This window comes from Buttiauxella sp. (genome assembly GCF_049686335.1).
In the GTDB taxonomy this organism is placed as follows: Bacteria; Pseudomonadota; Gammaproteobacteria; order Enterobacterales; family Enterobacteriaceae; genus Buttiauxella.
Map to the genome: position 1 here is coordinate 1 of NZ_JBAVHX010000031.1, position 13,949 is coordinate 13,949.

Below are 13,949 nucleotides of genomic sequence, written 5' to 3' on the forward strand. Positions count from 1 at the left end.
GCTTAAGTTTCCTTAAGCGGGCTCTCGAATTTGGCTCCTCTGACTGGACTCGAACCAGTGACATACGGATTAACAGTCCGCCGTTCTACCGACTGAACTACAGAGGAATCGGTTAACGGGGCGCATAGTAACGAGCGGGGGCTGGGTTGTCAAAGGCTGTTTAGATGAAACTTGATTGACTGCTGGTTTAATCAGCAAAAAGGAGAAAAGAGCCGCAAAAGCGCGGCTCTTAAAGGGTTTTATGCGCGCTGGGCTCTGACCGGCGCGGTTGCCTGAATCAGCCACGGGCGCGCTTCGCTTGAGACAAGCGGTGACAATGTTTCGCGCACTCGCTGGTGATAATCATCGAGCCAGGCAATTTCTTGCTCGCTTAATAGCGCTAAATCGACTGCACTTAAATCGATGGGGATAAGTGTTAGCGAGGCAAATTTGCAGAAACCAGGCTGCGAGGCGACCACTTCAACCTGGTTCTCAATGCGGATGCCGTGGCTTCCGGCAAGGTAATATCCCGGCTCGATAGTCAAAATAGTGCCAGGTAACATCGGCCATGGGTTCACTTTCTTCGCCATGCGATGCGGGTTTTCATGGATCAGCAAGCAGTGGCCGACACCGTGTCCTGTGCCATGATCGTAATCCAGGCCCAGCTCCCACAAGGGACGACGAGCAAACGCATCAAGTTGATGCCCCTGGGTGCCTTGCGGGAATTGCAGGGAAATCAGCGATAAGAAACCTTTCAACACTGCGGTGTAATGCAGACGACGTTGGCCATCAAGCTGCCCGAAGTTCAGGGTTCGCGTGGCATCGGTGGTGCCGTTGTAATACTGGCCGCCGGAATCGTTCAGATAAAACTCTTTGCTGGTGATGGCAAAGTTGGTTTCTGGTGCACTGTGGTAGTGGCACATTGCCGCGTTGCTTGCTGACGCGGAAATGGTGCCAAAGCTTTGTTCCCAGAAGTTTTCACATTGCTGGCGGAAGGCGAGTTGCTTTTCCTGCGCCTCGAGCTCGGTAATCGGATTACCGGCCGCTTCACGCAACGGGACTTCGTGGTTGAGCCAGGCAAGGAAATTCACCCACGCCGCGCCATCCTGCACGTGGCTTGAGCGGAAGCCTTCCAGTTCGGTGCTGTTTTTATTGGCTTTCATCAGCGTAACAGGATCAGCCTGCCATGTTATTTCACCGCCACCCTGTTCAACCGCAAAGCGCACGGCGACCCCGGCATTGTCACCATCGAGCAAGAAGGTTTTACCCGCCGCCAGCTGCTCACAGCGTGGCAGGAACGCATCTGCACTGTGGAGAGTCAGCGAATCCAGCAATCCGTTATCCAGCTGCTGGAGTTTGGCATCATCGACAAACCATTCCACATCGCCGTCGTTTTTCACTAAAGCAAAAGAGAGCGGCACGGGGCTCATGGCGATATCTGAACCGCGAACATTCAGCAGCCAGGCAATGTTGTCAGGCAGCGTGATGGCAAGATAGTCCACGCCTTCACGCGTCAGGGCTTCAGCCACTCGTGCGCGTTTGGAGGCGGTTGACTCACCGCTAATCTCATCGGGCATGGCGTGAATCACACCGCGTGGTGCCGCCGGGCGCTGAGTCCAGATGTCATTAATCGGATCATCGTTGACAGGAACCAGGTCACAGCCGCTGGTACGCAGTTGTTCATACTGGCTGTTAACGATAAGCAACGGTTCAAACGCGATGCGTTTACCCGACGGCAGATTCTCGCGCATCCACAGGTGGACAGGTTCATCGTGCAGATGATGAATTTCAAACTCGCTGAGGTTGACTTGCTGATGCGCCTGAACCTGGTAGCGGCCATCAACAAACAGCAGCGCGCGGTCGGCCAGAATCAGAGCCAGACCCGCCGAGCCATCAAATCCACTGATAAATTCAAGCTTTGCGTCAAAAGGGGCACAGTACTCACTTTGATGCGCATCGGCGCGAGGGATAAGCATGCCATCAAGTTCGCGCTCTTTTAGCAGGCTGCGTAACGCAGCCAGAGGTGATGTGTGTTGCATTTTTATTCTCTTATCGGAATGGTGGTTCGTTAAAGGTACGTAGTTTGCGCGAGTGCAGTCGTTCGCCTTCCGCGCGCAGGAGGTCAATGGCGCAGATGCCGATTTGCAAATGCTCCGAAATCGCCCCTTCATAGAATTTGTTGGCCTGACCCGGAAGTTTTATCTCGCCGTGCAGAGGCTTATCAGACACGCACAGCAAAGTGCCATATGGCACGCGGAAGCGATAACCCTGCGCAGCAATGGTGGCGCTTTCCATATCAATCGCCACCGCACGGCTCAGGTTGAACCTTAAGGCGGAAGCCGAATAGCGCAGCTCCCAGTTACGATCGTCGGTGGTGACGACGGTTCCGGTACGTAAGCGCTGCTTAACTTCTTCCCCCGGCATGCCGCTGACCAGTTTTGTGGCGTCGTACAGTGCGCGTTGTACTTCAGCAATGCTTGGAATCGGAATATCCGGCGGCAGCACCGCATCCAGCACATGGTCGTCGCGCAGATAAGCGTGAGCCAGTACGTAATCGCCAATCGACTGGCTTTCACGCAGACCGCCGCAGTGGCCAATCATCAGCCAGGCAGCCGGGCGCAACACGGCAAGATGGTCACAAATGTTTTTCGCATTTGATGGCCCAACGCCAATGTTAATCAGCGTGATACCGGTACCGTTGGCATCAATCAAATGCCATGCCGGCATTTGGTGTTTTTTCCACGCGAGATCGGAAATGGCTTCTTCAGGTGCCTGGCTGTCAGCGGTTAACCACACGCCACCGGCACAGGAAAGCGCGACATACGGGCTTTCCGGATCAAGAATTTGCTGACAACCCCAGCGGACAAACTCATCCACATAGCGGGTGTAGTTGGTGAACAACACGAAAGACTGGAAGTGCTCAACTGGCGTACCGGTGTAGTGGCGCAAACGGGCGAGAGAGAAATCAACCCGACGAGCGTCAAAATGCGAAAGCGGGTAGTACTCAGTCGGGTGGAACAGTCCATCCGCCGTTTCATCACCAATTTGCGACAGTTCGGTGGTCGGGAAATGGCGAGGCAAACCGGCGCTCATTGAACGGTCAAGCGACAAACTCGACCCATCAATCACATACGGATACGGGATTTCGTGCAGCGATAAACCCACTTCAATCTGCGCACCATAATCTTCATACAGCAGAGTTAATTGTTCGGCGAGATAGTGGCGAAAGAGTGCAGGGCGGGTGATGGTGGTGGTGTAGCTACCAGAGTGGGTGAAGCGGGCGTAAGCGCGGGTTTTGTTAGGGTGATGGATCGTGCCATCCCAACTGACGCGTAACTCCGGGTAGACAAATAATCCTGCGGCACGTTGTTGTAGTTCGGGTAATGTGCCGTTTTCAACGTACTGGGCAATGGCCTCGCGCAATGCGTTGACCGAAGCATCGTACAGCTCCTCTAATTTATCGAGGGCCTCGTTCGGGGTAAGGGCAGTGTCGGCTGTCTGATGCGTCATCTTATCTCCTTATCCTGCTGATTATACGCAGGGCTGCTTCGATAGTATGTCATCGACGGGAGTGAACGGAAGGGGCTGGAGGATAAAAGCAAAAAGCCTGCAAAACAGGCAGGCTTGAGACGAATGATAAACCTCTTCGGCGGTCGGATAAGCGATAGTGTTATCCGACAAAATCCGTTAAATGGTGGGTGGTGCTATCGCTAATCCACCCTACAAAAGCTGTTTCAGTAAGTGAATTATATCCGTTCAATTTTTGCCGGAAGCCCCTGTCTTACCGATGCCCCGGAGACCCAATCCAGCCAGGTATTGGCAACGTTGCGCGTAGGGTCGGCAAATCCCAGGTCATTAAGGTTAATCCCTGATTTTATCTGCCTATTAAACGCCATCGCTTCACCGTCGAGATAATGCTGAACGCCACCCATTTCCCGGTGCCCGTAACCGTGTTCAATGGCAATCACGCCTGGCATTACACCGTTAAGCAAACTGATTTGTGCCTCAACGTGCCCCCCTGGTGTGGTGATGCGGATGGTGTCGCCGTGGTTCAGACCGTAGCGTTTACCCTCTTCAGGATTTAGCGCCACCAGGTTTGTAGGTTTGAGATGATGCAAGCGTGGGATGACGGTAGACGCGCTGGCCATGGTGTTGGATTTAAAAGAGATAAGCTTCAGCGGCCATTGCTGCACAGGGAATATCTCGTCAATGGAGCGCCCGTCGCAAAGCCGTGCAGGATACCAGGACGGACAGCCACTGTAGCGTTCGCCGGTGATGGCATGACGATGGGCGGCGACATCCGCATTCCAGATTTGCAGCGGTTTTTGCCAGAGGTTGCCGACGCTGTTGTCCGCCCGCCCGCTGCTGTCCGGGGCAAAACGTCCGCCCCGGGAAAAGATAAACGCGACGCGATTGACTTCATCGGCTTTTAACGTCTGCTGAATTACCGGCAAAATACGCTGCACGCCCGTCAGCGTCACATCCTCATGGTTGGCTTGCGCGACAGGCGCTTTGCCCATATACGCGATGTTTGCCGCAATGCGCAGATAGTAATCTTCCGCACGATTGAGCGGATAACTGTTGCCCTGCATATCGGTCATTGCGTTGTCACCAAAACCAGGCAGCTTAAGCTGTTTAGCCACGGCGATGCAGAAGGCTTCCATCGAGACGGGTTGCCCATCCGCGGTTTGGCTGGTAGCAGCAGACACGATAGGCCAACGTGCGGTGGTGGCTTTACTGGCGACTCCCGCCCATGGCGCGCTGAACCCCCAGCTCTCAAAGTTGTGCGTGTCCGGAACGATATAATCTGCCAGCGCCGTGGTTTCATTCATGAATGCATCGATGGCGATAAACAGCGGCAGACGTCTTGGATCTTTAAGTTTCTCTTCCGCCACCGCCCGCAATCCTGGAATGCCGTAGAACGGGTTAGTCATATTAGAGATCCACGCTTTAAGCAGATAAGGATAACCCTCAAGCGCGGAGCTCAGCAGTTCGGTCAATTGCCCTGCCACGAATGGATACCACGGTGCTTTTGCCGGGAAGGGCGACACCCCAGCAGCCACTTTATTGCGATATTCCTCGGAAGTTTCATAAGCCGTTTTACTACGGGCAATACTCAGCCCCTTCGGTTTTACCTTACCGGGGAAGCTGTCCATGTTATAGCGCGGGCCATCGGTCGCTCCGTTGAATTTACCGCCACCGACAAACACACCGCCTTCCAGACTGAGATTGCCAATCAAGGCGTTAAGCATCATCACCGACCAGGCGTTGTAAAACCCGTTACCCGCCATCATCCCGCCGTGGGTAATGACGGCCGCTTTACGCCCATGGCGTGTAAAGGCATCTGCCAGCGCTGCAATTTTCTCCTCCGGCACCCCGCATTGCTGGCTGTATTGCGCCAGTGTCAGTTTGTTGGCCGCCTCTTTGAGCAACTGCAATCCACTTTTCACCGTGACAGTCTGTCCGTCAGCCAGCGTGACCTGCTGTGCGATAAACAGCTGTGCCCGCGGGCAGCGGCTGGCGGCAACCATCTCGTTATTTTCATTCATCACCACGGGTTCATTTGCGCCACCAGCGGACAGATGTGCCAGAGTCAAATGCTGCCCGGCAAGTTGCGGCAGTTCATCGGTGATCACCAGATGTGCGGCATTGGTCCAGCTTTTTTCGCCAGCCTGCTGCATCGCCAGCGCGTCAGGGACGGCGAGATACTCCGCGTTATAGCGTTGTTTTTCGATGATCCAGCGGATCATGCCCATCGCCAGCGCCGAGTCACTCCCAGGGATAACCGGCAGCCAGTGACCGCGGTCGTCCGCCAGTACCGTGGTTAACGGCAGCGCCGGGGCGACGACAACATAATTGAAATTCTCCCGCACCCGTGCGCTGGACAATTGGCGCGCCTGGCGTTTAAACGGGTTCCCGGACTGCGCCGGAGAGGTGCCCATAAACAGCGCGAACTCTACGTGATCCCAGTCAGGTTTCACGTGGGGGTTCTTATCCAGATCGCCCATCAGTGCACCAGAACCGGCCCGATACGCCAGTCCGCAATAGGCACCATGCGCACCGAAGTTTTTACTGCCAAAACTATTGAGGGCAAAACGCCGCAGGAAGGTGTCGCGTCCGTCATCACTGGTGTTGGTGACCAGCAGTTGGTTGGTTTTCGGGCCAAACCCGGGATGCTGCGGGTCGATGGGCGTGGTTGGGGCATAAAGATCACGTAAACCTTCTACATGTCCCTCGCCAAACAGATCCCCCCCTTCCACCACTTCCTCAATCAGTTGCTCGAAACTGATGCGTTGCCATTTGCCTTCGCCACGTTTACCGACGCGTTTCATTGGTTCGAGAATACGTAACGGGCTGTAGAGGCCTTCCATTAATGTCGCGCCGCGGGCGCAGGCGGTGGAGCGGGCGTCGAGGCCGCTCTCTCCCGTCAGCATTGCCATCGCCTCGGCAAACGGTACGGCGGAGTTAATGTGATGTTCATGAGATAAAGGATGATACGGGTTGCCTGCAATTCGCAGCACTTTCCCTTTTTCGCCATCGACCCTCACCCGCACGCCGCACTGCGTCCAGCAGCCAAAGCATTGCGTCATGGAGATAACCTGTTGCGGATTTTGCTGCCACTGGGGCTGTGCGTGAGCCTCAGGGATAAGCGCGTTAGCAAAGATGCGGTCGCGGGTTATTTTGCCGGAGGTGCCGTTTCGCAAACCGTCTATGGCACGCTGCGCCACATCCCGATAGCTCAGCCCGAAGGTCACCATTCCGCCCAGGGCAAGGCCGACTTTAAGCCACTGACGACGGGTTAAATTAGCCATGTTGCATTCTCCTTGCTAGTCCATTCACGGTTTCGCGAACAATAATGAGTAGCGCTATCCACAAACCAAACGTGCCGAGAATGGCAAGCCAGCCGTCGGTGCCTGCGGGCAGCGAATAAGGGTTAAACTGCGCGTTAAATTTCGGCACGGTTTGTACCTGAATCAGCAACGTCCAGCGCATCAGCCAGCACAACGCCATGGCACTTAGCGCCTGCAAGATGCGTAACGGCATCGTGAGCGGCTGGCACCACGCCACGCAGCTCGCCCCGATAGAGAGGATCCAGAGTGCGACCCAACCGGCGGCGTAGTATCGGGCTGATAGCGACACCGCAAGCCAGTCACGAATAGCCACGCCAGACAGCGTATCGCCAGTGACCCAAAACAGGATGACGAGGGCAAGCAACCCGAGAGTCCACAGCTGCGCGAAAGCCAGTTTGCGCGGTAACCGGTGTTCGCCCCGAAGCGACACCACGAGCAGGGCAAAAAAGGTATGGAAAGCACTGAGAAACATCACAACCGGAAATGCGTAGCTAAACCACACCGGACGCGCCTGCACCACAGACACTTCACGACCGGTATAGGTCAGTAATCCGACGGCCAGTAATGCACTCGCCAGTGCCAGCCATTTCGTCACTCGGTAGCTTTTTTGGGTAAAGCGTTTGAGTTGCAATGCCAGAAACCATAAGCCCAGAACCCCGGTGAACAGCGGCAGAAACAGTGCGCCCCATGGCATCCACGACCAGGGTGTTGGATAGGCGTAGAAATGCCAGAAGCGGGCGGTTTGATGAAGATCGGCGGTCAGCGCCAACGGTGCGGTGATGGCGCAGGTTAAGGCAATCAGCAGCGTCAGATGCTCGAGTTTTGCCAAATCGCGGTTACGCCAGTGAAGCACGCAGCCATACAACGCAGCACAGGCGGCAATGCCGATGAAAAAGAAGTATTGCACCGCCCAGGGAAGCCAGCTTATCTCCTGGGGCCGGGCCAGTACCTCTTCGATAATCAGAGAATGGTCCATTTAAACCTCCTGCCAGAGTGCGGATTGCGCGCGACCCATCAACGGGGTGACGAAGGCCTCGTCCAGACCTAAATAGAAAACATGGGGTACGGTGCCGTTCTCCGGTTTCAACACTTTGATGGCGTCGTGATGGTCGTGAAGCATCTGCGCGATACGGCTTTTTGGATCCTTCAGGTCGCCGATAATACGTGCGCCGCCGACGCAGGACTCCACGCAGGCGGGGAGCAATCCAACTTCCAGACGGTGAACGCAAAAGGTGCATTTATCGGCGGTTTGGGTTTCGTGATTGATAAAGCGTGCGTCATAAGGGCAGGCCTGCACGCAGTACGCGCATCCTACACATCGGGTGTTGTCGACCACCACAATCCCGTCTTGTCGCTGAAACGTCGCCTGAACCGGGCAAACCGGGACGCAGGGCGGGTTATCACAATGGTTGCACAGGCGCGGAAGTAGCACGTTGGTGACGCTCTCTGTCCCTTCAAGCCGCACCTGGTATTGATTAACGTGGGTGCGAAACTCGCCTTGCGGTGTCTGGTTTTCAATGGCGCAACTGACCGTGCAAGCCTGGCAACCAATACAGCGACGCAAATCGATAAGCATCGCATAACGCTGGCGCGCAGAGCCTTCATGGCGCTCAGGAGAGAAGGGGAATTTCGCCTGAGCCAGCGGCACCAGAGAGGCCCCCGCACTCAGGACGCCCAGTTGCTGGAGAAACTGCCGTTTACTGATGTCCATATTTTCCCCCATGGAGAAGCAACAACAAAACATAGGTCACGTCGTTGACTGGCTGGTGATGTATAAAAAATGTGTATGATTTACAGTGTAAAAATCATGGAGGGGTGGCTCTATTGTGGTTAACCACATACCCCGCGTGTTGTTGATCTAAAACAACATCATTTACAGGGATAATTTGGTGAGCGTCACACAGATGAGATGGCTGGCATTACTGATCTCAGCCATCATGATGAGCAGCGCGGCATGGGCGCAAACGTGGAATATTGGCATTCTGGCGATGCGTGGCGAGGTGCTAACGCGCAGCCACTGGCAACCGTTAGAAATCCTCCTCAATCAACACATCCCCGGCGAGCAGTTTCATATCCAGGCGCTGGATCTGCATCAAATGCAGGAAGCGGTTAACCGTCAAACGGTACAGTTTGTGGTGACCAATCCGGCGCAGTTTGTGCAATTGAACAGCCATTCGCCGCTGCGCTGGCTGGCTTCATTGCGTACGGGGCAAGGCGGTAAAGCCGCGAGCAATGTTATCGGCAGTGTGATCCTGACCCGACGCGACAGTGGGTTCGCCCGCGTACAAGACCTTATCGGCAAAACCGTTGGTGCGATTGACGCGCAGGCTTTTGGTGGCTTTTTGCTGGGGTATAAGGCGCTCAGCGATCACGGCATTCGTCCAGAGCGGGATCTGAATTTGCGCTTCACGGGTTTCCCGGCTGATGCGCTGCTGTATTTATTACGCGAAAAAGCCGTTCAGGCGGTGATTGTGCCGGTATGTCTGCTGGAAAACATGGATGCAGAAGGGCTGGTGCATAAAGAGGATTTTGTCGCGCTGTTAAACCAGCCGTCTTCCATTCCCTGCTTAACCAGTACGCCGCTTTATCCCAACTGGTCATTTGCGGCATTACCGACGGTCAGTGACGAACTGGCGGATCGGGTCACGCGCGTCTTGTTTAATACCCCGCCGGATTCACCTTTTCATTGGGGAGCGCCCGCGTCCACAAGCCAGGTCGAAGCGCTGTTACACGACGTGCGCCAGCATCCGCAACAGCGACGTCTGTGGCTGGATATCAAAAGCTGGCTGATTCAGTATCAATGGGCGATGGCTGTGGCGATGCTGGTTTTGCTGTTACTCACGCTAAATTATATCTGGGTCATGCTGCTGGTGCGGCGACGCGGCCAGCAGTTAGAACGCAATAACGTGCTGTTGCGCCAACAAGAACAGGCGCTGGAAACCGCAAGGCAAATGAGCGTGTTGGGGGAGATGACCTCCGGTTTCGCCCACGAACTGAATCAACCGCTGTGCGCAATCCGTCATTATGCCGGGGGATGTTTGATTCGTCTTGAGGCGGAAAATACCCATCATCCGTTGCTGACGGCGCTTAAAGAAATCGATAGTCAGGCACAGCGCGGGGCCGACACGCTGAAAAATCTGCGCCACTGGGTGAGCCAGGCACAAGGCAATCCGGTGATGGAGCAGGAGTGGGGGCCGGTCAATATTCGCGATGCACTATTACACGTCTGGCGACTGCTGCGTATGGCACAGCATTTTCCTGCGGTTACGCTGGACATAGACGTAAATCCCGCGCACACCCTGTATCTGCCGCCGGTACTGCTTGAACAGGTGCTGACGAACGTCATCCTCAATGCTGCACAGGCGGGAGCTGGCAGGGTGTGGGTCATGTCGCACCAAAAAGAAGGCGGCACGCGAATCACCCTCCAGGATAATGCGGGAGGTATTGATGATGCGCTACTGCGCCAGGCTTTCCATCCATTTATGACGACCCGTGTCGAGGGGATGGGGTTAGGGCTGGTGATTTGCCAGCGTCTGGTTCGTTATGGCCAGGGAGAAATCAGTATCCGGAATCACAGCGCCCCGGATGGTCAAATGGGGTTGGCGGTGGTGTTAGATTTTACGCGCAAGGAGGAGCAAAGCCGCGATGGCGAGAATTCATTTGTTGGATGACGATGTAGCAGTGACTCAGGCGTGTGCATTTTTGCTAGAAAGCCTCGGGTACGAGGTGTGCTGCTGGAATGAAACGGCGATGTTTTTGTCTCAGGCGGAGCTGTTCCAGCCAGGCGTAGTGTTGCTGGATATGCGAATGCCGTTGATGGATGGCCAGGGTGTGCACGAAGAAATGTTACGGCGGGGCAGTACGCTTGCGGTGGTGTTCCTCACCGGTCACGGTGATGTCCCCATGGCGGTGGAGCAAATGAAACGCGGGGCGGTCGATTTTCTGCAAAAACCCATAGCAGCAAAGCCGCTGCAAATTGCGTTAGCGCACGCGTTGCGCGTTTCTAGGCAGACCTTCGAGCGGCAAAAGATTGTCGCGTGTTATCAGCAACTCACACCCAAAGAGCGGGAACTGGCGGGACTGGTGGCAAACGGGTTAATCAACCGTGAGATTGCCAGCACCATGAATATTGCGGTTCGCACAGTCGAAGTTCATCGCGCCAGAGTGATGGAAAAAATGCAGGCGGGCAGCCTTGCTGAACTGGTGAATCGGCTACAACATGTCCGGGAATAATGTAGCGCCAGAAGAGAGAGATACTCGATTAAAACGCGCTGGCATGGCGGGCTTTGACCCACTCTTCGGTGATGGGATGAACAAAATGTAGTTCACTGGCGTGCAGCATCAGTCGCGGCGTCTGTTCAGTGCCTGGCAGCAGCAGGCCGCCATACAGGTCGCAGCCCAAAATAGGGTGGCCCAACTGCTGGCAGTGGATGCGTAGTTGATGAGTGCGACCGGTTTCCGGAGTCAGCTGTACCCGCGTCAATGGCAGTAATCTCCCGTCTACCAGCTCCTGGTGAAAGCGTTCAACGACCCGATAGCCGGAGCGTGCCGGCTTGCCGTTGATGGCGCAAATCGACATCAGCGGGAAAAGTGCCGGGTCTTTAGCAATCGCCGCGTCTATCACCCCTTCGTCATCATTCACATGTCCACACAGCAGGGCGCTATAAACTTTGGTCACTGTTCGCTGGCTGAATTGTTGGCACAGGGCAGCATTGATAGCTTTATTGCGGGCAACCACCATCAGTCCGGAAGTCCCAAAATCCAGGCGGTGGACCAGCGTGCAGCCAGGGAATATCTTTACCAGCCGATAATGTACTGAATCCAGATTTTGCGGATTTTTCCCCGACAGGCTAAGTAGTCCGGCGGGTTTGTTGATCAAAACCAGATGCTCGTCCTGAAAGAGGATCTCGATCTGGTCATGGCACGGCGGAGCAATAAAGGTATCGAGGATCTTAGACATCAGGCTACACGTAAAATGAGTGGGAGCGGATGATAGCCAATTTTCATCCCCCAGGCGAATCTGGCGAATCGCTTAACGCAGGCACGAAATATACTTTTCCCCTGAACGCTGCACGATTTCAGCGGCATTTTCCTTGATGTCCTTGCCTTCAAACGCGCCGTAGAGCCGCGAAAATTTCACTTCACGCAGGCGGCGGATGATCTCGCTGACGCTCGTGGCGGGTAACGGCAACATATTGGGATAGCTCCACATAAAGGAGACGGCATTCGCACCTGGCGTGACCTGAAGGATATCTCCGGCCAGCAACACCCCTTCATCCCGAGCCCAGTGAAGCACGCTGCCGCCCGCAAAGTGCCCGCCAAGGCAGATTAAACTGACGTCAGCGGTCAGTTTAAGGGAGTCACCTTGCCAAAGGTTAAGCCACGGGCTGTCGCGCATGATCCATTCGCGGTCGTTGGCATGCAGGTAAATCGGCGCGTTAAATTCGGCGGCCCAATCCTGCATGGTGGTGTAGTAATGAGGATGGGAAATGGCGATAGCTTTGAGCCCGCCTAGCGAGGAAATAATCGTTTTCGTGGCATCGTCGAGTGTGGCAATGCAGTCCCACAGAATATTACCTTCCGCCGTTCGCACAATAAAAGCCCGCTGATTAATCGCAAAAGCAGGCAGGGTGTGGAGACTGAGCAGGTTGGTCTCGTGCTGTTGCCACTTATTGGTGTGGGTAGCTAAAAGAGTATCCAAATCGACCCATTGCTGGCCCGTTACGGGCACATACTGACGCTCATCTTCGCAGATTTTACACTGTTGCGGATGAGTACCGGTTTTCTCAAAGGATGTGCCGCAGGCTTTACATAAGGTGATCATTGAGTCGTCCTCTGCTTTGCTATCAGATAAAAAACACCTTTAGCATGGCACATCGCTGCGACACGGATTCATTGAGCCATGCTTTTCTGGTGAGTCAGCAGGAGGTTGGGAGCTACCAGATAATACAAAAGCAAAAAGCCTGCTTAGTTTCCTAAGCAGGCTTCTTTAATTTGGCTCCTCTGACTGGACTCGAACCAGTGACATACGGATTAACAGTCCGCCGTTCTACCGACTGAACTACAGAGGAATCGTTTGAACGAGGCAAATAGTAACGTCACGTTCAAAAAGAGTCAATAACAAAAACAACATGTTGATTCAGATGATTAAATTAAGCTCAACTCGTTGAATTAATGCACCGTGTTTCCGTTAGATGCAGGGTTGTTTTCACTCTCGCGTAAGCGTAACAACGGGTTTTGGCCGTAAAACTGGCAAAACCGCTGATAAAGTGAGGGAAAACGTGGAGCGAAAAGCTCGGGGGCGCTGAAAAAGTACTCTGAAAGTACTGCAAAACATTCTGCCGGTTCCGAAGCTGCATAGGCATCAATACTGGCCGCATTTTCGCCGACCATATCGATTTCGTCCTGAATGTTACTCATGGCCGCATGGAGGTCATGTTCCCATCCTGCCACCTCACGCAGCGCAATTAACGGAATACCACTGGCCCGGTCGCCATTGCGCATATCCAGTTTATGAGCCACTTCATGGACGATGAGATTGAAGCCTGAGGCGTCGAAGGAGTCCTGCACATCAAGCCAGTTAAGCACAATTGGGCCTTGCTGCCAGCTTTGACCGGACTGTACCACCCGCTGATTATGCACAAGGCCGAAGTCATCTTGCCACTCGTCATCGACCACGAACGGAGCGGGGTAGATAAGAACTTCATGAAAACCATCGAGCCACTCGATACCCAGCTCCAGCACCGGTAAGCAGAACAGTAATGCGATACGCGCACTTTTGAGCTCATCAAGCTCAAAGCCCTGCAAAGGCACCAGGCGTTTTTGTTGTAAAAACCGGTCCGCAATACGGATCAGTTTATCTTGCTCGGCAGGTGTAAGCGTTGCCAGAACAGGAATGGATAAAGCCTGCTCCCACGGCAGTGCTGTGACAGCAGATGAATCATTTGCTTTCCAGGGCCACTTAATCATGTTACTCGCTCGCAAAGTCATCTCTTGAACGGAAAACTACTATACCGTGACTGTGAAAATGCCGCACTAGTGGGGCACATGGCAGCGACCTGAACAGGACCGCCCGAGAAAACGACTAACGCGCGTTCTCTGTGCCATTATTCAAACACT

General features: G+C 54.4%; 10 protein-coding genes and 2 tRNA genes. 2 read left to right on the plus strand and 10 right to left on the minus strand.

The features are described 5' to 3' along the window. Window positions 1–31 precede the first annotated feature (31 nt). The 6 genes from WBL83_RS18260 to ttrB all read right to left on the minus strand — a co-directional run bounded on the left by WBL83_RS18260 (window position 32) and on the right by ttrB (window position 8,541). Window positions 32–107, minus strand: a tRNA-Asn gene (locus WBL83_RS18260). 132 nt (window positions 108–239) lie between these two features. Next, window positions 240–2,018, minus strand: coding sequence for an aminopeptidase P family protein (locus WBL83_RS18265; protein WP_424590459.1), 1,779 nt, complete (start codon window positions 2,016–2,018; stop codon window positions 240–242). Between the two features lie 10 nt (window positions 2,019–2,028). Further along, entirely contained in the window at window positions 2,029–3,489 is a 1,461-nt protein-coding gene (locus WBL83_RS18270) for an AMP nucleosidase (protein ID WP_424590460.1), read from the minus strand. A gap of 236 nt (window positions 3,490–3,725) precedes the next feature. Next, window positions 3,726–6,791 carry a tetrathionate reductase subunit TtrA gene (gene ttrA, locus WBL83_RS18275; RefSeq protein WP_424590461.1) on the minus strand — a complete coding sequence of 1,022 codons (3,066 nt, stop codon included), beginning with the start codon at window positions 6,789–6,791 and terminating at the stop codon, window positions 3,726–3,728. Further along, window positions 6,784–7,806, minus strand: coding sequence for a tetrathionate reductase subunit TtrC (gene ttrC / locus WBL83_RS18280; RefSeq protein WP_424590462.1), 1,023 nt, complete (start codon window positions 7,804–7,806; stop codon window positions 6,784–6,786). Before ttrC ends, ttrA begins: the two co-directional genes overlap by 8 nt. Next, complete coding sequence (gene ttrB, locus WBL83_RS18285; RefSeq protein ID WP_424590463.1) at window positions 7,807–8,541, minus strand: tetrathionate reductase subunit TtrB; 735 nt, start codon at window positions 8,539–8,541, stop codon at window positions 7,807–7,809. Window positions 8,542–8,734: 193 nt separating this feature from the next. On the opposite strand from ttrB, the gene ttrS reads away from it, so the two are divergent. Both ttrS and ttrR read left to right on the plus strand, forming a co-directional pair. Then, window positions 8,735–10,501: a tetrathionate respiration histidine kinase TtrS gene (gene ttrS, locus WBL83_RS18290; protein WP_424590502.1), complete on the plus strand. Its 1,767-nt coding sequence runs from the start codon at window positions 8,735–8,737 to the stop codon at window positions 10,499–10,501. Next, window positions 10,476–11,063: a tetrathionate respiration response regulator TtrR gene (ttrR, locus tag WBL83_RS18295; protein WP_424590464.1), complete on the plus strand. Its 588-nt coding sequence runs from the start codon at window positions 10,476–10,478 to the stop codon at window positions 11,061–11,063. Before ttrS ends, ttrR begins: the two co-directional genes overlap by 26 nt. Before the next feature lie 28 nt (window positions 11,064–11,091). Here ttrR and WBL83_RS18300 read toward each other — a convergent pair whose 3' ends face one another. The 4 genes from WBL83_RS18300 to mtfA form a co-directional block, all read right to left on the minus strand. After that, complete coding sequence (locus WBL83_RS18300) at window positions 11,092–11,790, minus strand: RluA family pseudouridine synthase (protein WP_424590465.1); 699 nt, start codon at window positions 11,788–11,790, stop codon at window positions 11,092–11,094. 72 nt (window positions 11,791–11,862) lie between these two features. Then, entirely contained in the window at window positions 11,863–12,654 is a 792-nt protein-coding gene (locus tag WBL83_RS18305; RefSeq protein ID WP_424590466.1) for an MBL fold metallo-hydrolase, read from the minus strand. A gap of 171 nt (window positions 12,655–12,825) precedes the next feature. Further along, window positions 12,826–12,901 (minus strand) — tRNA-Asn (locus WBL83_RS18310). Between the two features lie 100 nt (window positions 12,902–13,001). Next, window positions 13,002–13,799 (minus strand): DgsA anti-repressor MtfA, encoded by a 798-nt coding sequence (gene mtfA / locus WBL83_RS18315; RefSeq protein ID WP_424590467.1) that lies wholly within the window; start codon window positions 13,797–13,799, stop codon window positions 13,002–13,004. Between the last annotated feature and the right edge of the window lie 150 nt (window positions 13,800–13,949).